16 protein-coding genes and 2 rRNA genes (1 of these 18 only partly in view) are annotated in these 22,059 nt (G+C 71.1%); 10 read left to right on the top strand and 8 right to left on the bottom strand.

What is annotated here, in order from left to right; all coding sequences use genetic code 11:
- Positions 1-1,095, top strand: a 23S ribosomal RNA gene (locus tag OG599_RS12725) (it extends 2,031 nt beyond the left edge of the window).
- A gap of 76 nt (positions 1,096-1,171) precedes the next feature.
- Positions 1,172-1,288 (top strand): 5S ribosomal RNA (gene rrf / locus OG599_RS12720).
- Between the two features lie 170 nt (positions 1,289-1,458).
- Here rrf and OG599_RS12715 read toward each other — a convergent pair.
- From OG599_RS12715 to OG599_RS12695, 5 genes are read right to left on the bottom strand one after another with little or no spacing between them, the layout of a single operon-like run.
- Entirely contained in the window at positions 1,459-2,772 is a 1,314-nt protein-coding gene (locus tag OG599_RS12715; RefSeq protein WP_327176097.1) for a DUF58 domain-containing protein, read from the bottom strand.
- A gap of 10 nt (positions 2,773-2,782) precedes the next feature.
- Positions 2,783-3,784: an AAA family ATPase gene (locus OG599_RS12710; RefSeq protein ID WP_327176096.1), complete on the bottom strand. Its 1,002-nt coding sequence runs from the start codon at positions 3,782-3,784 to the stop codon at positions 2,783-2,785.
- Entirely contained in the window at positions 3,781-5,175 is a 1,395-nt protein-coding gene (locus OG599_RS12705) for a DUF4350 domain-containing protein (protein ID WP_327176095.1), read from the bottom strand. The genes OG599_RS12710 and OG599_RS12705 overlap by 4 nt, the downstream gene beginning before the upstream one ends.
- Positions 5,172-5,870 (bottom strand): DUF4129 domain-containing protein, encoded by a 699-nt coding sequence (locus OG599_RS12700; RefSeq protein WP_327176094.1) that lies wholly within the window; start codon positions 5,868-5,870, stop codon positions 5,172-5,174. Before OG599_RS12700 ends, OG599_RS12705 begins: the two co-directional genes overlap by 4 nt.
- A gap of 4 nt (positions 5,871-5,874) precedes the next feature.
- Complete coding sequence (locus tag OG599_RS12695; RefSeq protein WP_327176093.1) at positions 5,875-7,314, bottom strand: hypothetical protein; 1,440 nt, start codon at positions 7,312-7,314, stop codon at positions 5,875-5,877.
- A 137-nt stretch (positions 7,315-7,451) separates the two neighbouring features.
- On the opposite strand from OG599_RS12695, the gene mtnA reads away from it, so the two are divergent.
- The 7 genes from mtnA (at position 7,452) to OG599_RS12660 (ending at position 16,067) form a co-directional block, all read left to right on the top strand.
- Positions 7,452-8,597 carry an S-methyl-5-thioribose-1-phosphate isomerase gene (mtnA, locus tag OG599_RS12690; RefSeq protein ID WP_327176092.1) on the top strand — a complete coding sequence of 382 codons (1,146 nt, stop codon included), beginning with the start codon at positions 7,452-7,454 and terminating at the stop codon, positions 8,595-8,597.
- 4 nt (positions 8,598-8,601) lie between these two features.
- Positions 8,602-9,291, top strand: coding sequence for a two-component system response regulator MtrA (mtrA, locus tag OG599_RS12685; protein WP_007448372.1), 690 nt, complete (start codon positions 8,602-8,604; stop codon positions 9,289-9,291).
- 1 nt (position 9,292) lies between these two features.
- The gene (gene mtrB / locus OG599_RS12680; protein ID WP_327176091.1) at positions 9,293-11,368 is read left to right on the top strand and encodes an MtrAB system histidine kinase MtrB; all 2,076 of its coding nucleotides are present in this window, start codon (positions 9,293-9,295) and stop codon (positions 11,366-11,368) included.
- Positions 11,358-13,226: an LpqB family beta-propeller domain-containing protein gene (locus tag OG599_RS12675; RefSeq protein WP_327176090.1), complete on the top strand. Its 1,869-nt coding sequence runs from the start codon at positions 11,358-11,360 to the stop codon at positions 13,224-13,226. The genes mtrB and OG599_RS12675 overlap by 11 nt, the downstream gene beginning before the upstream one ends.
- A 163-nt stretch (positions 13,227-13,389) precedes the next feature.
- Positions 13,390-14,109, top strand: a complete 720-nt coding sequence (locus tag OG599_RS12670; RefSeq protein WP_327176089.1) for a ComF family protein — start codon at positions 13,390-13,392, stop codon at positions 14,107-14,109.
- 329 nt (positions 14,110-14,438) lie between these two features.
- A complete protein-coding gene (hpf, locus tag OG599_RS12665) occupies positions 14,439-15,128 on the top strand; it encodes a ribosome hibernation-promoting factor, HPF/YfiA family (protein WP_327176088.1) in 690 nt (229 codons plus the stop codon).
- Between the two features lie 183 nt (positions 15,129-15,311).
- Positions 15,312-16,067 (top strand): response regulator, encoded by a 756-nt coding sequence (locus tag OG599_RS12660; RefSeq protein WP_266704996.1) that lies wholly within the window; start codon positions 15,312-15,314, stop codon positions 16,065-16,067.
- 57 nt (positions 16,068-16,124) lie between these two features.
- Here OG599_RS12660 and OG599_RS12655 read toward each other — a convergent pair whose 3' ends face one another.
- Both OG599_RS12655 and OG599_RS12650 read right to left on the bottom strand, forming a co-directional pair.
- On the bottom strand, positions 16,125-17,321 hold the full coding sequence (locus OG599_RS12655; RefSeq protein WP_327176087.1) for a winged helix-turn-helix domain-containing protein: 1,197 nt from the start codon (positions 17,319-17,321) through the stop codon (positions 16,125-16,127).
- An 80-nt stretch (positions 17,322-17,401) separates the two neighbouring features.
- On the bottom strand, positions 17,402-18,127 hold the full coding sequence (locus tag OG599_RS12650; RefSeq protein WP_327176086.1) for a GNAT family N-acetyltransferase: 726 nt from the start codon (positions 18,125-18,127) through the stop codon (positions 17,402-17,404).
- 239 nt (positions 18,128-18,366) lie between these two features.
- Between OG599_RS12650 and secA the strand changes: the two genes are divergently transcribed.
- Positions 18,367-21,186, top strand: coding sequence for a preprotein translocase subunit SecA (secA, locus tag OG599_RS12645; RefSeq protein WP_327176085.1), 2,820 nt, complete (start codon positions 18,367-18,369; stop codon positions 21,184-21,186).
- Between the two features lie 130 nt (positions 21,187-21,316).
- On the opposite strand, the gene OG599_RS12640 is transcribed toward secA, so the two are convergent.
- Entirely contained in the window at positions 21,317-21,808 is a 492-nt protein-coding gene (locus OG599_RS12640) for an Rv3235 family protein (protein WP_327176084.1), read from the bottom strand.
- Positions 21,809-22,059 lie beyond the last annotated feature (251 nt).

Genomic DNA, 22,059 nt, shown 5'->3' with positions numbered 1-22,059 from the left:
TGTATACGGACTGACGCCTGCCCGGTGCTGGAACGTTAAGGGGACCGGTTAGCTGACTTTCGGGTCGGCGAAGCTGAGAACTTAAGCGCCAGTAAACGGCGGTGGTAACTATAACCATCCTAAGGTAGCGAAATTCCTTGTCGGGTAAGTTCCGACCTGCACGAATGGCGTAACGACTTCTCGACTGTCTCAACCATAGGCCCGGTGAAATTGCATTACGAGTAAAGATGCTCGTTTCGCGCAGCAGGACGGAAAGACCCCGGGACCTTTACTACAGTTTGATATTGGTGTTCGGTTCGGCTTGTGTAGGATAGGTGGGAGACTTTGAAGCGGCCACGCCAGTGGTTGTGGAGTCGCCGTTGAAATACCACTCTGGTCGTGCTGGATGTCTAACCTCGGTCCGTGATCCGGATCAGGGACAGTGTCTGATGGGTAGTTTAACTGGGGCGGTTGCCTCCTAAAGAGTAACGGAGGCGCCCAAAGGTTCCCTCAGCCTGGTTGGCAATCAGGTGTTGAGTGTAAGTGCACAAGGGAGCTTGACTGTGAGACCGACGGGTCGAGCAGGGACGAAAGTCGGGACTAGTGATCCGGCAGTGGCTTGTGGAAGCGCTGTCGCTCAACGGATAAAAGGTACCCCGGGGATAACAGGCTGATCTTCCCCAAGAGTCCATATCGACGGGATGGTTTGGCACCTCGATGTCGGCTCGTCGCATCCTGGGGCTGGAGTCGGTCCCAAGGGTTGGGCTGTTCGCCCATTAAAGCGGTACGCGAGCTGGGTTTAGAACGTCGTGAGACAGTTCGGTCCCTATCCGCTGTGCGCGTAGGAATATTGAGAAGGGCTGTCCCTAGTACGAGAGGACCGGGACGGACGAACCTCTGGTGTGCCAGTTGTCCTGCCAAGGGCATGGCTGGTTGGCTACGTTCGGAAAGGATAACCGCTGAAAGCATCTAAGCGGGAAGCCTGCTTCGAGATGAGTATTCCCACCCCCTTTGAGGGGTTAAGGCTCCCAGTAGACGACTGGGTTGATAGGCCAGATGTGGAAGCCCGGTAACGGGTGGAGCTGACTGGTACTAATAGGCCGAGGGCTTGTCCTCAGTTGCTCGCGTCCACTGTGTTGGTTCTGAAATAATAACCGCCGTGTTTTCATCCGGTTGGTTAATTTCATAGTGTTTCGGTGGTCATTGCGTTAGGGAAACGCCCGGTTACATTCCGAACCCGGAAGCTAAGCCTTTCAGCGCCGATGGTACTGCAGGGGGGACCCTGTGGGAGAGTAGGACGCCGCCGAACAATTTTTCCGGGAGACCCCCGTGCCTTGTGGCACGGGGGTTTTCTGCGTTCCGGGACAATTACGTGAAGGCAGGCAGGCAAGCAGGCAGGCAGGCTCGGATTCCAGGCCTTCCCCACGCCCTGTTCACTGCCTTCCGGGTGGAAAACCGAGAACAGGGCGGAGGAGCTCTTCAGAGTCGGCCGGCCGCCTTGAGCGAGAGGTAGGCGTCGGCCAGTGCCGGAGCCAGGCTCTCCGGCAGTGCGTCGACCACGACGGCTCCGCGGCGCTGGAGACGTTCCGCGACATGCAGGCGCTGGGCCTGGGCGCGGGTACCTGCGGCGGCCTCGTAGATCGCCTCGGCGGAGCCCCTCCTGCGGGACATCTCCTCGACGCGGGGATCAGCCACCGCCGCCACGATCACCGTGTGGCGCCTGGTGAGCTGCGGAAGGACCGTCAGCAGTCCCTCCTCGGCGGGGGCGCCGTCCAGAGTGGTCAGCAGCACGATCAGCGACCGCTGCGGAGCGGCGGCCAGGACGGCGGTGCTCATCCCGCGGGCGTCCGTCTCGACCAGCTCGGGCTCCAGCGTCGCCATGGCGTCCACCACCCTCGCCAGTACCTCCCCGGTGGCCGTGCGGCCTCGGACCTGGGCCCGCACCCGCCGGTCGTAGGCGAGCAGGTTCACCTGGTCCCCTGCCCGCCCGGCCAGTGCGGTGAGGAGGAGGGCGGCGTCCATCGCGGCGTCCAGCTTCGGCATGTCACCGACCCGGCCGGCCGAGGTGCGGCCGGTGTCGAGGACGATCAGGATGTGCCGGTCCCGTTCGGGGCGCCAGGTACGGACGGCCACCGCCGACTGCCGCGCCGTGGCCCGCCAGTCGATGGACCGGGTGTCGTCACCCGGCACGTACGGGCGGAGGCTGTCGAACTCGGTTCCCTCGCCACGGCTCAGCGCGCTCGTGCGCCCGTCGAGCTCGCGGAGGCGCGCGAGACGGGAGGGGAGGTGCTTGCGGCTGGAGAACGGCGGGAACACCCGGACGTTCCACGGAACCCGGTGATAGCCCTGGCGTGCCACGAGACCCAGCGGGCCCAACGACCGGACAGTCACCCGATCGGGGACACGATCCCCCCGTCGGGTCGGCCGGAGCAGCGTGGTGAGCCACCGCGCCTCGCCGGCGGCGACGGAGACCGTGTGGCGGGGCGTGCCGGTCTCCGCAGCCGTCGCTCCACTGCTGGGAGACCAGGCGTCGCGGAGCTCGGCACGCAGGCGGCGGCGGGAGCCGTTGGTCACGGAGAGTTGCACCGAGGCACCGTCACCAAGTCGAACAGTTGTATCACCGGATCGGGTGAAACGCAGGCTTCGTACTGGTGCTGCCAGGGCGTAGTCGCACAGAATGGCTAGCGAGAGGGGGGCATTGACCGCGAGCATCCCGGTCCAGCTGGGGGCCAGGATGCCTACAGGGAGTGATCCCGCAGCGGCGAGGAGAGCGGCTCTTCCGGTGAGGGCCATGGTCACCGCCTCATCGGGGGACAGGCACGAGGGCGAGCACCGCCGTGATGACGGCGTCCGGGGTGACGCCCTCCATCTCGGCCTCGGGCCGCAGGTGGATGCGATGACGGAGTGCGGGGAGGGCGAGGGCCTTCACATCGTCGGGGATGACGTAGTCCCTGCCGGTGAGCCAGGCCCAGGCACGGGCGGCGGAGAGCAGCGCGGTGGCGCCGCGGGGGGAGACACCGAGAGCGAGCGAGGGGGATTCGCGGGTGGCACGGCAGAGATCGACGACGTAACCGGCGACCTCGGGGGAGACCGAGGTCGTGGCGACAGCGGCTCGGGCGGCTTCCAGGTCGGCCGGGCCCGCGACGGGGGATATGCCCGCCGCTTTCAGGTCACGTGGGTTGAAGCCCTCGACGTGACGGGTGAGGACGTTGATCTCTTCCTCCCGGGTGGGAAGAGGCACCGTCAGCTTCAGCAGGAAGCGGTCCAGTTGGGCCTCGGGGAGGGGGTACGTGCCCTCGTACTCCACCGGGTTCTGGGTGGCGACGACGAGAAAGGGATCAGGGAGGGGGCGAGGGGTTCCGTCGACGCTGACCTGTCGCTCCTCCATGGCCTCCAGGAGCGAGGACTGGGTCTTGGGGGGCGTGCGGTTGATCTCGTCGGCGATCAGCAGGTTGGTGAAGACCGGACCTGCCTGGAAGGAGAACTCGGCGGTGCGCGCGTCGTAGACGAGGGACCCGGTGACGTCACTGGGCATCAGGTCGGGGGTGAACTGGACACGTTTGGTGTCGAGTTCGAGGGAGGCGGCCAGGGCGCGGACGAGCAAGGTCTTGGCCACACCGGGGACGCCCTCCAGCAGTACGTGCCCCCGGCAGAGCAGGGCGACGACGAGTCCGGTGACGGCCGGGTCCTGCCCGACGACGGCCTTGGCGATCTCGGAGCGCAGGGCTTCGAGTGATGCGCGGGCGTCGTCGGAGTTCGTGGGAGCCGCGGAGGTCCCTGGGATCGCCGGGGTCGGGGCGCTCATGACGTGCGTACCTCTCTTTCGAGGGCGTCGAGTTGGTCGGCCAGGCGTACCAGTGCGGTGTCGTCGGCCGGAGTCGGGCCGAAGAGCAGGGCATCGAGGCCGCCGTCGGCGGGGAGCCGGGCGGAGAGTGCGGGGACGAGTACGTCCGGGGAGTGCGCGTCGCGGGGAGAGACGCCCACGAGTGGGGCGAGGCGGGTACGGGCCGACTCGCGGAGCAGGGCGGCGGCACGGTCGCGTGCGCCGGCCTTCCGGTAGAGGCGGGCGTGACCCTCCGTTGCTTCGGAGGCGTGGACGGCGACCGGCAGGTTCTCGGTCACCAGCGGACCGAACCTGCGTCCGCGCCAGACGGCCGCGAGCACGGCGGCGACGGCGAGTTGGAGCGTGCCCCACAACCAGCCGGAGGGGATCAGATCGAAGAAGTCGGGCTGGTCGTCCCCGGAGGAGTCGGCATCGGTTTCGTGGTCCTGGCCGGAGCCGTCACCGGTGCGATGGTCCTGCCCGGAGTCAGCACCGGCCCGGTGGTCCTGCCTGGAGCCGCCGTCACCGTTCGTGTCCTGGCCGTCCTCTGTGGCGGATGGGTCGGAGAGAGAAGGGAGGTACCAGACGAGATGAGTACGGGAGCCGAGGAGTTGGAGGGCCAGCGAGGCGTTGCCCTCGTGGGCGAGGTGCTGGTTGACCAGGAGATGGGGAGCGCCGAGCAGGACGGTCTCGCCGTGCTGCCGCGGGACGACGAGGAGCGAGGTCAGGTCGTGGTCCGGGTAGCAGCCGAAGGCACCGGGTTCGTCCGTCGCGTAGGTGACCCCGCCCAGGTCCGCCGTGCCCGCGCGGCGGGCGGCCGGGTACGAACAGGCGGCGGCGCGTGCGGTCACCCTGACGGTGGGTCCGACGTCCACACCGGGGGCGAGTACGGGTACGGACGGCTCTCCCGGAGCGATCAGGACGGTACGGCCCCCGGAGCCGGCGGTGGCGTCGGAGAGGCGTTCCTGCTGGAACCCGGTGAGCAGGTCCGGGGCGGCGACCAGGAGTGTGCTGTCGGGTCCGGCCGCCGAGACGGCGCCGTCGAGCGTGGTGACCACGTCGACGGTGACACCGCGCCGCTCGAGGAGTTCGGCCAGGGCCCTGCTGCCCTCCGGGTCGGCCGAGCGGGGATCGAGCGTCCCGTGGTGGCTGCCGGGCTGCAGGGCCGCGATGGTGATGCCACCGATGACCAGGACGAGCAGGGCCAGCAGGAAGCCGCGGGCCCGCTTCCAGAGCTGTGCGGGGGTCGCGGCCAGGGAGGTGGAGCCCGGGGCCCGGCGCTTACCGGCGGGGCCGGGAGCCGCATCCGTGTACGTGGAGCCCTGGGCGGCGCTCGTACCGGCGGGGCTGGAGGTGCCGGTGGGCCCGGTCATCCGACGGCTCCCGTCGTGATGGCGGTGGCGGGCCGCGCTGCTTCGAGGTCGCTGTCGAGGGTGCGGACGGCCAGATACGCGGTCTCGTCCGCCGTACGGCCGCCGTACGTGAGGGCGTCGAAGGTGCGGGCCGCGGCGCGCAGGCGGGCCGCGTGGTCCGGCAGCCGGCGTCCGGCCTCTTCCGCCGCCTCGTCGGCCGTGCGGCCGGGGCGGGGATCGAGCAGCGTGCGCTCCTCCAGGGAGCGGACGATCGCGCGGGTGCGTTCCTGGACCGCCTCCGTCCAGCGGAGAGCGGCCGCGTGCCTCTCGGCAGCGGTGCGGTGCTCCGCGGCGCCGCGCGGACCGCTCTCCCGGAAGAGGGGCTTGGCCGAGCCGGCCTCCCGCTTCGGCGTACCCAGCCGCCACCAGAGGGCGGCGGCCAGACCCACGGCCAGGAGGACCAGCACGAGGACGCCCAACGGTCCCCCGGGCGCGATGCCGGCGGCCGAGTCGAAGAGCCCGCCGATCCAGTCCCAGAAGGAGTCGAAGGCTCGTCGCAGCAGGCCGGGGTCGCCCTCGTGGTACATCCCCTTGGACAGTTCGGCCTTCGCCGCCTCCCGTGCGGGAACCCGCGGTGTGTCCACGGGTATGTCTGCGAACCTCGGACCGGCCCACACATGTGGCCCTGATGTGGTGGTGCCCCCCGCACCCGTCATGCCATCAGCCTCCGGTGTTCGTGTATCCGGGGAGCCCGGCGGCACGGCCGAGTTCCAGGTCGAGAGCCTCGCGGCGGATGCGCTGGTCGACGTAGACCAGAGAGACCACGCCGGAGACGAAGGGGTACGTCAGCATCGAGATGAGCACGTTCCCGATGCTGGAGACGACGAGGAAAAGCCAGCCGGTCGGGGCCGGGTCGTTGCTGAAGAGCCCACCGGATGCCCCGCCGTCGACGGAGAGCCCGATCAGGAGGAAGGGGACGCCGATGACCAGGGACACGACGATGACGCACACGCAGGTGGCCGCCAGGATGCCGAAGATCCGCCACCAGGCGCCTCGGACCAGCTTCGCCGACCGGCGGAGCGCCTGGCCCACCGACTGACGCTCCAGCACCAGGGCCGGGGCCGCGAGGCAGGTGACGACCATCAGCCAGAGGGACACTCCGAAGGCGGCGAAGAACCCGAGCCCGAGGAGACCGGCGCCCGCCGCGGAACCGACGAGCAGTCCCGGAGCGACGCCCACCGCCATGATCGCCACGGTCGTCACCGCGAGCAGCAGTGCCAGCCCCACCACTCCCAGGATCCGGGGGCGCACCTCCGCCCGGACCTCGGCCGAGGTCGCGGTGCGGCCCAGCACCGAGCGGCTGACCACGACGCCGAGCACCGAGGCGGTGAAGAGGAAGGCGGCCATGCCGAGGAGCGCGCTCGGCGCGCTCGTGATGAGCATGGACCGCATCGCGTCGAAGGACTGGCGGAGGGCCTCGGTCTCGGAGGCGTCCGGGTCGATCGTGATCGGTTCGGGGAGGAGGAAGCGCTCGATCAGGACGGAGACGATCTGCACGAAGAGGGCGACCACCAGGCTGACTCCCAGCGCGGTACGCCAGTGCGCGCGCATGGCCGAGACCGACCCGTCGAGCATTTCGCCGACGCTCAGCGGACGGAGCGGGACGACACCCGGCTTGGGTGCCATCGGAACGTGGCCCCAGTTCGGAGATCCGCCCCAGCCCGGGTGCCCCTGCCCCTGCTGCGTCGGGTGACCCCAGCCCGGGTAGCCGCCGGGGTTCTGGTTGCCGCCCCAGCCCGGTGCCGGCGGCGGAGCCCCCGGGCCGGGTGCGGGCGAAGCCGGGGCGGACCACTGGCCGGGCGGTGGCTGGGCGGGGGACCACTGGCCTGCCGCACCGTTGCCGCCGGCCCGGGCGCGATTCGTGCCGTGACCGTCCGTGGCGTCCTTGCCCCCGGGGCTTCCGTCTGCGGGGTTTCCGTTCGCGGGGTTTCCGGTCGCTGGGTTTCCGTCAGCGCTGTCTCCGCTCGCGCTGTCCTGGTTCGGGGGCCGGGAGCCGGTGGGTGGTTCGGAGTCGACGGGTCCGGAGGGGCGGGGTACGCCTGCGCCCTGCTCGTCGGAGGCCGCGGATCCGGGCGGGGCCCAGCCCGGAGAGTCGTTCATTCTGGCTCCTTCACCGTCCTGACCGCGCATCGGGGCGGCAGGTTGGCAGCCATCGTGCCACGCGGGGCAGAAGTGCGTTCGAGGTGCTTCTGGTTGGCACCTTCATATGTGGGCCTCCCAGCGGGCAGACTGGGCGGATGGCTGATCAGGACGCGCAATCGCCGGTGGGCACCGAGCCCTCCGCGCTTCCCGTACTCCGCTGGGACGAGCCGCCCGAAGGCCCGGTCCTGGTACTGCTCGACCAGACCCGGCTCCCCGCCGAGGAGGTCGAGCTGGTCTGCACCGACGCACCCGCGCTGGTACGGGCGATCCAGACGCTGGCGGTGCGCGGGGCACCGCTGCTGGGCATCGCCGGGGCATATGGCGTCGCCCTCGCGGCGGTCCGGGGATACGACGTGGACGAGGCCGCGGAGCTGCTGGCCACGGCGCGGCCAACCGCCGCGAACCTGGCGTACGGGGTCCGGCGCGCGGTCCGCGCCCACGCGGCGGCCCTCGCGGACGGGGCGGCGCCCGACGGGGCCGCCGCCGCGGCGCTCGCCGAGGCGCGGGCCCTGCACCGCCAGGACGCCGAGGCCTCCGACCGGATGGCCCGGTACGGCCTGTCCCTCCTGGACGAACTGCTGCCGGCCGGAGGCCACCGCCTGCTGACCCACTGCAACACCGGGGCACTGATCTCCGGCGGCGAGGGGACCGCGTTCGCCGTCGCGCTCGCGGCGCATCGGCAGGGCAGGCTGCGCCGGTTGTGGGTGGACGAGACGCGTCCGCTGCTCCAGGGCTCCCGGCTCACCGCGTACGAGGCCGCCCGGCACGGAATGGCGTACCAGCTGCTCACGGACAACGCGGCGGGGTCGCTCTTCGCGGCGGGACAGGTCGACGCGGTACTGATCGGCGCGGACCGCATCGCGGCGGACGGCTCCGTGGCCAACAAGGTGGGGAGCTACCCGCTCGCGGTGCTCGCGCAGTACCACCACGTGCCGTTCGTCGTGGTGGCACCGACCACGACGGTGGATCAGGGCACCCCGGACGGTGCGTCGATCGTCGTCGAGCGGCGTTCCGGCCGCGAGGTGACGGAGCTCACATCGTCACGGTCCGGGGCCCGTGGGGGAGGGGGCGGCGGAGAGGTGGTCGCGCCGCTGGGAACCCCGGTGTACAACCCGGCGTTCGACGTCACACCGCCGGAACTGATCACGGCGATCGTCACGGAGGAGGGCGTCATTTCGCCGGTCACGAGGGCCGGACTGGCCGAGCTGTGTGCCAGGTCATCGCAGATAACGATTAGCTAATGGGATGATGTCGATTATGAAGGGACGCGTCCTTGTCGTCGACGACGACACCGCACTGGCCGAGATGCTCGGCATCGTGTTGCGTGGAGAAGGTTTTGAACCGTCGTTCGTAGCGGACGGCGACAAGGCACTTGCTGCCTTCCGGGAGGCGAAGCCGGACCTGGTGCTGCTCGACCTCATGCTGCCCGGACGGGACGGCATCGAGGTCTGCAGGCTCATCAGGGCCGAGTCCGGCGTGCCGATCGTGATGCTCACCGCGAAGAGTGACACCGTCGACGTGGTGGTGGGCCTGGAGTCCGGGGCCGACGACTACATCGTGAAGCCGTTCAAGCCCAAGGAGTTGGTGGCCAGGATCAGGGCACGTCTGCGGAGGTCGGAGGAGCCGGCGCCCGAGCAGCTGACCATCGGTGACCTGGTCATCGACGTGGCCGGGCACTCGGTGAAGCGGGAGGGTCAGTCCATCGCGCTGACCCCGCTGGAGTTCGACCTGCTGGTCGCGCTCGCCCGTAAGCCGTGGCAGGTCTTCACCCGTGAGGTCCTGCTGGAGCAGGTGTGGGGCTACCGGCACGCAGCGGACACCCGTCTGGTGAACGTGCACGTCCAGCGGCTCCGTTCCAAGGTCGAGAAGGACCCGGAGCGGCCCGAGATCGTCGTCACCGTGCGTGGCGTCGGCTACAAGGCCGGACCCAGCTGACATGACCCGAGGCAGCGCTGCTCCTGGCCCCGGGGAGCCCGGAGCCCCCGAGGAGCGGGCTGCCGGACCGGGGCGTTCCACCCTCCTCCGGGGCGGCCAGTTGTTCACCGACCGGACGCCCGGAGGTCCGTTCCCGCGCCTTCTGCTGCGCTGGGTGCGGCGTCCGCTGCTGCCCGCCGTGCGGGTGTGGCGCCGCAACCTCCAGCTGCGCGTCGTCGCGGGCACCCTGCTGATGTCGCTCGGAGTCGTGCTGCTGCTCGGCTTCGTCGTCATCGGACAGGTACGCAACGGTCTGCTCGACGCCAAGGGCGGAGCCGCCCAGACCCAGGCCGCCGGTGGGTTCGCCGCCGCCCAGGCGAAGGCGAACGAGCCCCTCACACCGGGCCGCGAGGAGGGCTCCGACGGCATGTCGGCCAACACCTCCTGGCGGACCGACCTCGTCGACCAGCTGGCCAGCGGCGGCGCCAACGCCTTCAACGTGGTGGCGCTCAGCCCGGACTCCGTGAACCAGGGCACCGCCAGCCGGGCTCCGCGCGGTTCGGGGAGCGTGGAGGCGTCGAGCGTCCCGGACCGCCTGCGCGAGTCGGTCGACAAGGGCCCGGGCGCGTTCCAGACGTACTCGCTGATCCGGTACTCCTACGGCAAGTCGCAGCCCGGGCTCGTCGTGGGCAAGCGGCTCTACGACATCGACCACAACCCCTACGAGCTGTACTACCTCTTCCCGCTCACGCAGGAGGAGAAGTCCCTGGCGCTCGTCAAGACGACGCTCGCCACCGCCGGGCTCTTCGTCGTCGTCCTCCTCTGCGCCATCGCCTGGTTCGTGGTGCGCCAGGTCGTCACCCCCGTACGGATGGCGGCCGGGATCGCCGAGCGGCTTTCGGCGGGGCGGCTCCAGGAGCGGATGAAGGTCACCGGCGAGGACGACATCGCCCGGCTCGGCGAGGCCTTCAACAAGATGGCCCAGAACCTCCAGCTGAAGATCCAGCAGCTGGAGGAGTTGTCCCGGATGCAGCGCCGCTTCGTCTCCGACGTCTCGCACGAGCTGCGCACCCCGCTCACCACCGTGCGGATGGCGGCCGACGTCATCCACGAGGCGCGGGTGGACTTCGACCCCATAACCGGCCGCGCCGCCGAACTGCTCGGCGATCAGCTCGACCGGTTCGAGTCCCTCCTCTCCGACCTGCTGGAGATCAGCCGGTTCGACGCGGGGGCGGCGGCGCTGGACGCCGAGCCGATCGACCTGCGCTCCGTCGTCCGCCGGGTGATCGGCGGCGCCGAACCCCTCGCGGAGCGGAAGGGCACCCGCATCCGGGTGGTCGGCGACGAACTGCCGGTCGTGGCGGAGGCGGACCCCCGGCGGGTCGAGCGTGTCCTGCGCAACCTCGTCGTCAACGCCGTCGAGCACGGCGAGGGCCGGGACGTCGTGGTGCGGATGGGCGTCGCCCAGGGCGCCGTCGCCGTCGCGGTGCGCGACTACGGCGTCGGGCTGAAGCCCGGCGAGGCGACGCGCGTCTTCAACCGGTTCTGGCGTGCCGACCCGGCCCGCGCCCGTACGACCGGGGGCACCGGGCTCGGGCTGTCCATCGCCGTGGAGGACGCCCGGCTGCACGGCGGCTGGCTCCAGGCGTGGGGCGAGCCCGGTGGCGGCTCGCAGTTCCGGCTCACCCTTCCCCGTACGGCGGACGAGCCGCTGCGCGGGTCCCCGATACCCCTGGAGCCCGAGGACTCGCGGCGCAACGCGGCGGACCGCGAGCGCTCCGGTGCGGGAGACACCCGAACCGACGCCGACGCCGACGGCCGGAACCGGGTGATGGCCGTGCCCCACCAGCCCAGCTCTTCCGACCGGGGCGCGCTGCCCGCCTCCGCCCGGCCCGGTGCCTCTCGGCAGGCCCCCGCCTCGGTCCACCCCGCGGCGCTGCCCGGCAGCGGTGCGCGCGTGGTGGCCCGCCCGGGCTCCGCTCCCGCCGCCCCCTCACCGCAGATCCCCGAGCAGGCACGGGAGCAGATCCCCGAGCAGGCCCGGGAGCAGATCCCGGACAGGTTCCCGGACCAGGAGGACACCCGACGTGGGTTCTGACCGTCGTAGGGACGGCCGCCGCCGCAGAGCCGGGCGGACGACCGCCGTGCTCGGCCTCGGCGTCCTGCTGCTGGCCGGCTGCGGGTCGATGCCCGTCGTCGGGGACGTCAAGCCCGTCGACGCCTCCCAGGCCGGCGACGCCCAGGTGCAGGTCTACGCCGTTCCGCCCCGCGACGGTGCGGAGCCGGGCGAGGTGGTCGACGGCTTCCTGGAGTCGATGACGAGCGACGACCCCTCGTTCCGGACGACCCGCACCTATCTGACGCAGGACGCGGCCCGCACCTGGCGCCCCGCCGCCGGCACCACCGTGCTCGCCAAGGCCCCGAACCGCAACGCCCCCGCCCCGCGGGGCCCGGAGACCGAGGCGACGGACACCACCTACACCCTCAGCGGCCAGAAGGTCGCGGAGGTCGACGCGCAGAGCTCGTACCAGCCGATCGCGCCCGCCGACTACGTGCAGAGCCTGCACCTGGTGCGGGAGAAGAGCGCCGACGGCAGGCAGGAGTGGCGGATCAGCTCCGTGCCGGACGGGCTCGTGCTCGGCCAGTCCGACTTCAAGCGGCTCTACCGTTCCGTCAACACCTACTACTTCGCGGCCGGCTCGGCGGGCGGCCCCGCCGCGCTGGTCGCCGACCCCGTCTACGTACGCAACCGGACCGACCCGGTGACGCGGATGGACGCCACCACGCAGACCATCCGGACCCTCCTCGACGGGCCGACCGACTGGTTGCGGCCCGTCGTCGATTCCAGCTTCCCCGCCGGTACGACGCTGCAGAAGGGTGTCACCTCGCTGGCGCCCGACGACCAGAACGTCCTCAAGGTGCCGCTCAACAAGGAGGCCGCCCACGCCACCCGGAGCGCCTGCCGGAGGATGGCGGCGCAGGTGCTCTTCACCCTGCGGGACCTGACGTCCGCCCGGGTCGAGCAGGTGGAGCTGGAGAACGGGCGGAAGGTGCTCTGCTCGCTGGGCGCCGAGGAGACGACCGGGTTCACCCCCGACCGCGGCTCCGGATCCCCCGTCGGCCAGTACTTCGTCGACGAGGGGAAGGTGCTGCGGATCCCCGGTTCGACCAAGGGCAGCGGCGAGCCCGTACCGGTGACCGGCCCGCTGGGCGAGGGCACCCGGCCGATGAGCGCGGTGGGTGTCTCCCGCGACGAGGAGAAGGCGGCCGGGGTGACGGCCGACCGGGGGCGGCTGTACGTGGCGTCCATCGTCGAGGAGGGCGAACTGCCCGCCGAGGCTCCGGTCGTCAGCCACGCGGCCGCCGCCGACAACCGCCTGTCGGCACCGAGCTGGGACGGCCGGGGCGATCTCTGGGTCGCCGACCGCGACCCGCGCGAACCCCGGCTGCTCAGGCTGGTCGGCGGCGAGGGCACCCCGCAGGAGGTCGACGTACCCGGCCTCGGCGGGGAGCGGATCGAGGCGCTCCGGATGTCCGCCGACGGGGTGCGGATCGCGCTGCTCGTGGGGGAGAAGGGCCACCGGACGCTGAAGATCGGCCGGGTCGAGAGGGTCGGCTCCGGCGCCACGCAGCAGGTGTCCGTCCAGGACCTGCGCCAGGCCGCGCCGCAGCTCACCGACGTCACCGCGGTCTCCTGGTCCGGACGCGGCCGGCTGGTCGTGGTCGGCAAGGAGGAGGGCGGGGTCCAGCAGGTGCGTTACGTGCAGGCGGACGGGTCCACCTCGTCCTCCGAGGTGCTGCCCGGCGTCAACCAGGTCGAGTCGATCGCCGCGGCCGACGACGAACTCCTGCCGCTGATGGCGGACACCATGAGCGACGGCATCGTGAAGCTGTCGCCCGGCGACAACTGGCAGACCGTGCTGAAGAAGGGCACCTCGCTGGTCTACCCGGGCTGAGTCCCACTGCCGACGCCCGGCCACGATCCGCCGGCACCGCCCGCGGGGCGACGCCACCGGCTCCCGCCGGGTGATGACACCTCCCGCCGAGCCCGCACAGGGGCTCCCGGTCGCGTTGTCCACAGGGGTGGCGGGGGCGTGGGGCGGCGGGCAGGGTGGTGCTGTGGGGGAATGGTGGCGGGAGTTCGCCGGACTGGTCCTGCCGGTGGCCTGCCGGGGCTGCGGCAGGCCGCGTACGGAGCTGTGCGCCGCGTGCGGCTCCGCGCTGAGCGGCCGGGAGCCGTGCCGGGTGCGGCCCTCGCCCGAGCCGCCCGGGCTTCCGGTGGTGCACGCCGTCGCCCCGTACGAGAACGCCGTGCGCGCCCTTCTGCTGGCCCACAAGGAGCGTGGCGCCCTGGCGCTCGCGGGGCCGCTCGGTGACGCCCTCGCGGCTGCCGTACGGGCCGGGCCGGGGTGGTCCGGGCAGGGCGGGCCCCTGCTGCTCGTGCCCGTGCCCTCCGCCCGCCGCTCCACGGCCGCGCGCGGGCACGATCCGGTACGGCGCCTCGCCCGGGCGGCGACCGCCGCGCTGCGCCGCTCGGGCACCCCGGCGCGGGTCCTCCCCGTGCTGCGGCAGCGGCGCCGGGTCGCCGACCAGGCGGGGCTGCGGGCGGCCGAGCGGCGGGCCAATCTGGCGGGCGCGCTGGAGGCGGTCCCCGGCGCCGAACGGCTCCTCGCGGTCGGCCGGGTGGTGCTCGTGGACGACCTGCTGACGACCGGGGCGACGCTGGCGGAGGCGGCCCGCGCGGTCGGTCCGGCACTGCCCCGGGCGGGCGCGTTCCCGCCGCCCCGAGCGGTTGTGGTCGCAGCTTCTCCGTCTGCCTTCGGAATAAACCGGAACTGACAGAAATGTTTCATCTCCGCAGGTGGTGGAAGGGCAAAGGAACCTGAACGGAGGTACGCGTGAGTAGCGGGTGCCGAGAAGGCGGTCGGCACGCTATGTTCGGTGGTGAGGAATGGTGAACCCCAGGCCTCGACGAATGCACCACCAGGTTTCGGGCAGGCCGACATCCGGAGTTCAGCTGTCGGAAGATCGGTGGGATGGTGAACCCGCCGGTGGGCAGGAGGAGGTGGAAGGTCACCGAGTCCGAGGCTCCGGAATGCCACTGGAGCCTGGTGCAAAAGGGAGGCGCTCCGCCACCGTTGCGGAGCGATCCGGGAACGGAGTTCTGCGTGGACATCGTCGTCAAGGGCCGCAAGACCGAGGTGCCCGAGCGGTTCCGCAAGCACGTGGCCGAGAAGCTGAAGCTGGACAAGATCCAGAAGTTCGACGGCAAGGTGATCAGCCTCGACGTGGAGGTGTCCAAGGAGCCGAACCCCCGTCAGGCCGACCGTTCCGACCGGGTGGAGATCACGCTCCGCTCGCGTGGTCCGGTGATCCGGGCGGAAGCGGCTGCGGGCGACGCGTACGCGGCGCTGGACCTGGCCACGGGCAAGCTGGAGGCGCGGCTGCGCAAGCAGCACGACAAGCGCTACAGCCGCCGCGGCAACGGCCGTCTGTCGGCCGCCGAGGTCGGCGACGTGGTGCCGGGCACGGCAGCGTTCGACGAGGACGGCGAACTGGTCAACGACCAGGCGGCCCAGGAGGTACCCACCACGAAGTTCGGTTCGCTGGAGGTACAGGGCGAAGGCCCGCTGGTGATGCGCGAGAAGATGCACGTGGCGGCCCCGATGCTGCTCGACCAGGCGCTCTACGAGATGGAACTGGTCGGCCACGACTTCTACTTGTTCGTCGATGCGGAGACCAAGGAACCCAGCGTCGTCTACCGGCGGCACGCCTACGACTACGGTGTCATCCACCTGAGGACCGACCCTCTCGCCGCCGACGAGGCCGGTGGCGCGGGCGGTGCGCTCGGCGGCTGACGAACCGTTTTCGCGGTGCCCCTGGAGTGCGTGCGCGCCCCCGGGGGCACCGGCGTGCGACCACGGGACCTCCGTTCCGGCGGCCGGGCATGAAAGCATGGCCCCCCGAGCCAATCGGTAAGCGGTGCAGTGCCGTTGGCGACCGTGTGTGATTTCAGGCCGTGGCCTTCAGGGGGAGGAACGATGGCGGACACCTTCGGGCCCGTGCGCGACACGAATGTTTCCGGAGAAGCTGCCCGTACCCGAGCCGGCGCGGACGAGGACACCTCGCCCCGCAAGGAGCCCATCCGGGTCCTGGTGGTCGACGACCACGCGCTCTTCCGCAGGGGACTGGAGATCGTCCTCCAGCAGGAGGAGGACATCCAGGTCGTCGGCGAGGCGGGGGACGGCGCGGAGGCCGTGGACAAGGCGGCGGACCTGCTGCCCGACATCGTGCTGATGGACGTACGGATGCCCAAACGCGGCGGCATCGAGGCGTGCACCGCCATCAAGGAAGTGGCCCCCAGCGCGAAGATCATCATGCTGACGATCAGCGACGAGGAGGCCGACCTCTACGACGCGATCAAAGCCGGTGCCACCGGATATCTGCTCAAGGAGATCTCCACCGACGAGGTGTCCACGGCGATCCGGGCCGTCGCCGACGGGCAGTCCCAGATCAGCCCGTCGATGGCGTCGAAACTCCTCACCGAGTTCAAATCGATGATCCAGCGCACCGACGACCGGCGCCTTCTTCCCGCGCCCCGGCTCACCGACCGCGAACTCGAAGTCCTGAAACTCGTCGCCACCGGCAAGAACAACCGCGACATCGCCAAGCAGTTGTTCATTTCCGAGAACACCGTGAAGAACCACGTCCGCAATATCCTGGAGAAACTCCAGCTCCACTCCCGGATGGAAGCCGTGGTCTATGCCATGCGGGAGAAGATCCTGGAGATCAGGTGAGCCCCTTCAGGGCTGTTCCGTGATCCCCGGGCGGATGCCCCTCACGCCGCGCACCGGTCACCGGTGCGCGGCGGAGAACGCTGCCCCGAGCGCTCCGTTCAGCGGTTCCCGCAGCTCAGGGGTGTCCACCCGCTCCAGCCGTACGTCGGTGCAGCCGACCCAGGAGGCCGCCTCCACGAGCGCCTCGGCCATCGGCGCCACCGCCTTGGGGCTCGCCAGGGACACCTGACGGGCGACCAGCGTGGTGCCCTCGCGCGCCGGGTCGACGCGGCCCTGGAGCCGCCCGCCGGCCAGCAGGGGCATGGCGAAATAGCCGTGCACCCGCTTGGGCTTCGGGGTGTACGCCTCCAGGCGGTGGGTGAACCCGAAGATCCGCTCGGTGCGCGCGCGTTCCCAGATCAGGGAGTCGAACGGCGACAGCAGCGTCGTGCGGTGGCGCCCGCGCGGTTCGGCGGCCAGCGCCCGGGGATCGGCCCAGGCGGGCTTCCCCCAGCCCTCCACCGACACCGGTACGAGCCCGGAGCCCGCCACCACGGCGTCGAAGTCCTCCGCCTTCAGCCGGTGGTAGTCCGCGAGATCGGAGCGGGTGCCGACACCCAGCGAGCGGCCGGCGAGCGCGACGAGCCGGCGCCGGCACTCCTGGTCGCTCAGGTCGTCGTGGAGGAAACGGTCGGGGATCGCCCGCTCGGCGAGGTCGTAGACCCGCTTCCAGCCCCGGCGCTCGGTGCAGACCACCTCGCCGTACATCAGGGCGCGCTCGACCGCGACCTTCGTCGCGGACCAGTCCCACCACTCGCCGCCGTTCTTCGCACCGCCGAGCTGGGTCGCGGTGAGCGGCCCCTCGGCGCGCAGCTGCGCGATCACGGTGTCGTACGTGCCCGCGGGCAGCTCGTGGTGCCACTGCGGGCGGGCGCGGTAGGCGCGGCGGCGGAACGCGAAGTGCGGCCACTCCTCGACGGGCAGCACGCACGCGGCGTGCGACCAGTACTCGAAGGCGCGGCCCCCGGACCAGTACGCCTCCTCGACCGCCTTGCGGCCGATCCCGCCGAGCCGGGCGTACGGAACCAGCTCGTGGGACCGGGCCAGCACCGAGATGGTGTCGAGCTGGACGGCCCCGAGATGGCGCAGCACCCCGGGCACCCCGGCACGCCGGTCGGGCGCCCCCAGGAACCCCTGGGCGCGCAGCGCGATCCGGCGGGCCTGATCGGCGGAGAGTTCGACCACGGGGGGCTGCACGGGCGGCTCGGACGTCATGGAGGCACCTTAGAGGGCACCACCGACAGCCGCCGGGGGTACGGACGAAGGCCCTCCGACCGGGGCCCGCCGGGCCCGGTTCAGCCCGGCGGGGGCAGATGCGCGGCGGACCCCGGCGGACGCGCCCCCGCCTCCGGCAGCCCGGAGCCGGTGAGCCGGAGGCCGAGGCGGGAGGGGATCCGCCCGGGGCCGGACGCGGGGAGACCCAGGTCGGCCGGGAAGAGCGAGGCGCTCCAGAGGTTCCGGCGCTCGTCGCCGGTGGCGTGCCCGGCGGCAGCCCCGCCGGCCGCTGCCGCCGCGCCGCCGGGGATCTCCCCGGCTTCCCCCTCGACCGTCGCGGGCCGCTGCCCGCTGTCCAGCCGGAAACCGGCGCGCAGGGCGACCGCCCGGGACGCCACGTTGCCCGCCTCGGCCCACCACTCCAGCCGGACCGCCCCCAGCACGGAGAACGCCCAGCGGGCCGAGCGGACCACGGCCTCCGTCCCGTACCCCTGTCCGCGGTGCTCCCGGGCGAGCCAGTAGCCGACCTCGTACGTGCGGGGGCTCGGCCGCCGGACGAGTCCGAGGGCGCCCGCCAGCGCGCCGTACCGCTCGACCAGCGCGAAGTGGTAGCCGGAGTCGTCCCGCCAGCCCGCCGGGGCGAGGGCGCCGGTGAAGAGTTCCGCGTCGGAGCGCAGGTACGGCGACGGGATCTCCGTCCAGCGGAGGATCTCCGGATCCTGGCAGGCGAGATGCACCGCGTCCGCGTCCCCGGGGGTGAAAGGACGGAGCAGCAGGCGTCGGGAGGTGAGGGTGATCGGCTCCATGGGCGCATTCTGGTGACCGCGGGTCCCGGTCGTGAGCACTTTCCGGGCTTCCCGGCACCTTCCAGGCTCTTCGGCCGTTGTCCTGGAAGGCGCGGTGAGGTCCACCCAGGGGCAGCCCTCCCGGCGCGGCGGTGTCCTCGCTTACGATGGCCGTTGCGGTGGGGCCCACCTGCCGTGCCCGCGCCAGAGTCCGTCAAACGACCCGGTGCCAGGCCCGACCGGCAAGGAGACCAGCCTCAGTGTCCGTCTTCAACAAGCTCATGCGTGCAGGCGAAGGCAAGATCCTGCGCAAACTGCACCGCATCGCGGACCAGGTCAGCTCCATCGAAGAGGACTTCGTCAACCTCTCCGACGCCGAGCTGCGGGCGCTCACCGACGAGTACAAGGAACGGTACGCGGCCGGCGAGAGCCTGGACGACCTGCTCCCCGAGGCGTTCGCCACCGTCCGTGAGGCCGCGAAGCGCGTCCTCGGCCAGCGCCACTACGACGTCCAGATGATGGGCGGCGCCGCCCTGCACCTCGGGTACGTCGCCGAGATGAAGACCGGTGAGGGCAAGACCCTCGTCGGCACCCTGCCCGCGTACCTCAACGCGATCTCCGGCAAGGGCGTCCACCTGATCACGGTCAACGACTACCTCGCCGAGCGCGACTCCGAGATGATGGGCCGGGTCCACAAGTTCCTCGGCCTGACCGTCGGCTGCATCGTCGCGAACATGACCCCGGCGCAGCGCCGCGAGCAGTACGCCTGCGACATCACGTACGGCACGAACAACGAGTTCGGCTTCGACTACCTCCGCGACAACATGGCGTGGTCGCAGGACGAACTCGTCCAGCGTGGCCACAACTTCGCCGTGGTCGACGAGGTCGACTCGATCCTCGTCGACGAGGCGCGTACCCCGCTGATCATCTCCGGCCCGGCCGACCAGGCCACCAAGTGGTACGGCGACTTCGCCAAGCTGGTCACCCGGCTCGTCAAGGGCGAGGCCGGCAACCAGCTCAAGGGCATCGAGGAGACCGGCGACTACGAGGTCGACGAGAAGAAGCGGACCGTGGCGATCCACGAGTCCGGCGTCGCCAAGGTCGAGGACTGGCTCGGGATCGACAACCTCTACGAGTCGGTCAACACGCCTCTCGTCGGGTACCTCAACAACGCCATCAAGGCGAAGGAACTCTTCAAGAAGGACAAGGACTACGTCGTCATCGACGGCGAAGTCATGATCGTCGACGAGCACACCGGCCGTATCCTCGCCGGCCGCCGCTACAACGAGGGCATGCACCAGGCGATCGAGGCGAAGGAAGGGGTGGACATCAAGGACGAGAACCAGACCCTCGCCACGATCACCCTGCAGAACTTCTTCCGCCTCTACGGCAAGCTCTCCGGCATGACCGGTACGGCGATGACCGAGGCCGCCGAGTTCCACCAGATCTACAAGCTGGGCGTCGTGCCGATCCCGACGAACCGGCCGATGGTCCGCCTCGACCAGTCCGACCTGATCTACCGCACCGAGGTCGCCAAGTTCGCCGCCGTCGTCGACGACATCGCGGAGAAGCACGAGAAGGGGCAGCCGATCCTGGTCGGCACCACCTCGGTCGAGAAGTCCGAGTACCTCTCGCAGCAGCTCTCCAAGCGCGGTGTCCAGCACGAGGTGCTCAACGCCAAGCAGCACGACCGTGAGGCGACCATCGTCGCCCAGGCCGGCCGCAAGGGCGCCGTCACCGTCGCGACGAACATGGCCGGCCGTGGCACCGACATCAAGCTCGGCGGCAACCCCGACGACCTCGCCGAGGCGGAGCTGCGCCAGCGCGGCCTCGACCCGGTCGAGCACGTCGAGGAGTGGGCGGCCGCGCTGCCCGCCGCGCTGGAGAAGGCCGAGCTGGCCGTGAAGGCGGAGTTCGAGGAGGTCAAGGACCTCGGCGGGCTGTACGTCCTGGGCACCGAGCGCCACGAGTCGCGCCGCATCGACAACCAGCTGCGCGGTCGTTCCGGCCGTCAGGGCGACCCGGGCGAGTCCCGCTTCTACCTCTCGCTGGGCGACGACCTGATGCGCCTGTTCAAGGCGCAGATGGTGGAGCGCGTGATGTCGATGGCGAACGTCCCCGACGACGTGCCGATCGAGAACAAGATGGTCACCCGCGCCATCGCCTCCGCCCAGTCCCAGGTCGAGCAGCAGAACTTCGAGACGCGTAAGAATGTCCTGAAGTACGACGAGGTGCTCAACCGCCAGCGCGAGGTCATCTACGGCGAGCGTCGTCGCGTCCTGGAGGGCGAGGACCTCCAAGACCAGATCCGTCACTTCATGGACGACACGATCGACGACTACATCCGCCAGGAGACCGCCGAGGGCTTCGCGGAGGAGTGGGACCTCGACCGGCTGTGGGGCGCCTTCAAGCAGCTCTACCCGGTGAAGGTCACCGTGGAGGAGCTGGAGGAAGCCGCGGGCGACCTCGCGGGTGTCACGGCGGACTTCATCGCCGAGTCCGTCAAGGACGACATCCACGCGCAGTACGAGGAGCGCGAGAACTCCCTCGGCTCCGACATCATGCGTGAGCTGGAGCGCCGCGTGGTCCTCTCGGTCCTCGACCGCAAGTGGCGCGAGCACCTCTACGAGATGGACTACCTCCAGGAGGGCATCGGCCTCCGTGCCATGGCGCAGAAGGACCCGCTGGTCGAGTACCAGCGCGAAGGGTTCGACATGTTCAACGCCATGATGGAGGGCATCAAGGAGGAGTCGGTCGGCTACCTCTTCAACCTTGAGGTCCAGGTCGAGCAGCAGGTCGAGGAAGTCCCCGTCAAGGAGGACGCCGAGCAGACCTCGCTCACCAAGGAGGGCGCCGGTGTCGCGGCGGCCTCCCGGCCGGAGATCCGCGCCAAGGGCCTCGAAGCCCCGCAGCGCCCCGACCGCCTGCACTTCTCCGCCCCGACGGTGGACGGCGAAGGCGGCGTGGTGGAGGGCGAGTTCGCGGACAGCGCCCCCGAGGGTGACGGCCTGACCCGCGCCGAGCGCCGCAAGGCGCAGAAGAGCGCGGGCGGCGGCGGCGGGCGTCGCCGCAAGAAGTGACCGCCGAAGCGGTACGCACCGGCGGGGCCGGGATCTCCACGGAGGTCCCGGCCCCGCCGGTTTTCGTGCCCGTCCGTTTTCCGTGCCCGTTGTCCGTGCCTCGGGTCAGCCATGGGGCCGGGCGCCGGGTTCAGACCGGGAGGCGTTCGCCGCCCAGCTCCACCGCGGCGCAGCGCCAGCGCAGATCGGCGCCCTGCTCCAGCCGGAACGCCATGGCGTGCACCCGGCCGCCGCCCGAGATGGACGCGAACGCCTCCACCACGCCGGTGGCGGGCTGCGCGCCGTAGCACCCGCGCAGTACGGGGCTGCTGCCCCAGGCGGCGCGCAGCGGGGCGCCCGGGGCGAGTTCGGCGAGCTGGTCGTAGGCCTCGCCCACGGTGTGGCCGAGCATCCAGTGGACCGGCCGGCGCCCGCTGAGCACGGCGAGCAGCCGTTCGGCGAACCACTGGTGCGGGCGTACGGGGCCCCGCGCGGCGAGCGGGCTCCGCCGCTCCGGGACGGTGCCGGGCCGGCGCGGATCGCGGCGGCCGGCGGGTCTGCCGCCTCCCGGGCGGGTGGCCCCGCGCTGTTCCGTACGGTTGCGCCGATCCGCGCCCAAGGGCCTGGTCCGGTCCGTGCTCATGATGTCGCCCCCGTGTGAGGCCGCCCGGTCGTGCCGTGCGGCAGCGTTGCGTTGCGCATCTTCTACGGGGAGTCGCGGGGGTGCCGCAAGGGCCGGCGGGGCCGTACGGGGCGTGCGGCGCGGATCACCTATCCGGGTGAGGGGCGCGCCACCCGGGCCGTGGAGCGGGCGTACGGCCGCTTCCCCCGGGGCCGTACGCCAGTGGGCGCCCGCCCGCCCCGAAGGGGGACCGCCGACGTATCCTGAGGGCG

This window comes from Streptomyces sp. NBC_01335 (assembly GCF_035953295.1).
GTDB lineage: Bacteria > Actinomycetota > Actinomycetes > Streptomycetales > Streptomycetaceae > Streptomyces.
This window is presented reverse-complemented; position numbering and strand designations above follow the sequence as displayed.

Excerpts from the sequence above, each read along its gene's own strand:
- mtrA (WP_007448372.1), top strand. The coding sequence starts at position 8,602 with ATGATGTCGATTATGAAGGGACGCGTCCTTGTCGTCGACGACGACACC.
- OG599_RS12640 (WP_327176084.1), bottom strand. The coding sequence starts at position 21,808 with ATGAGCACGGACCGGACCAGGCCCTTGGGCGCGGATCGGCGCAACCGT.
- OG599_RS12695 (WP_327176093.1), bottom strand. The coding sequence starts at position 7,314 with ATGAACGACTCTCCGGGCTGGGCCCCGCCCGGATCCGCGGCCTCCGAC.
- OG599_RS12710 (WP_327176096.1), bottom strand. The coding sequence starts at position 3,784 with ATGAGCGCCCCGACCCCGGCGATCCCAGGGACCTCCGCGGCTCCCACG.
- OG599_RS12655 (WP_327176087.1), bottom strand. The coding sequence starts at position 17,321 with ATGACGTCCGAGCCGCCCGTGCAGCCCCCCGTGGTCGAACTCTCCGCC.
- mtnA (WP_327176092.1), top strand. The coding sequence starts at position 7,452 with ATGGCTGATCAGGACGCGCAATCGCCGGTGGGCACCGAGCCCTCCGCG.
- OG599_RS12660 (WP_266704996.1), top strand. The coding sequence starts at position 15,312 with ATGGCGGACACCTTCGGGCCCGTGCGCGACACGAATGTTTCCGGAGAA.
- OG599_RS12700 (WP_327176094.1), bottom strand. The coding sequence starts at position 5,870 with ATGACGGGTGCGGGGGGCACCACCACATCAGGGCCACATGTGTGGGCC.
- OG599_RS12705 (WP_327176095.1), bottom strand. The coding sequence starts at position 5,175 with ATGACCGGGCCCACCGGCACCTCCAGCCCCGCCGGTACGAGCGCCGCC.
- mtrB (WP_327176091.1), top strand. The coding sequence starts at position 9,293 with ATGACCCGAGGCAGCGCTGCTCCTGGCCCCGGGGAGCCCGGAGCCCCC.
- OG599_RS12650 (WP_327176086.1), bottom strand. The coding sequence starts at position 18,127 with ATGGAGCCGATCACCCTCACCTCCCGACGCCTGCTGCTCCGTCCTTTC.
- OG599_RS12715 (WP_327176097.1), bottom strand. The coding sequence starts at position 2,772 with ATGGCCCTCACCGGAAGAGCCGCTCTCCTCGCCGCTGCGGGATCACTC.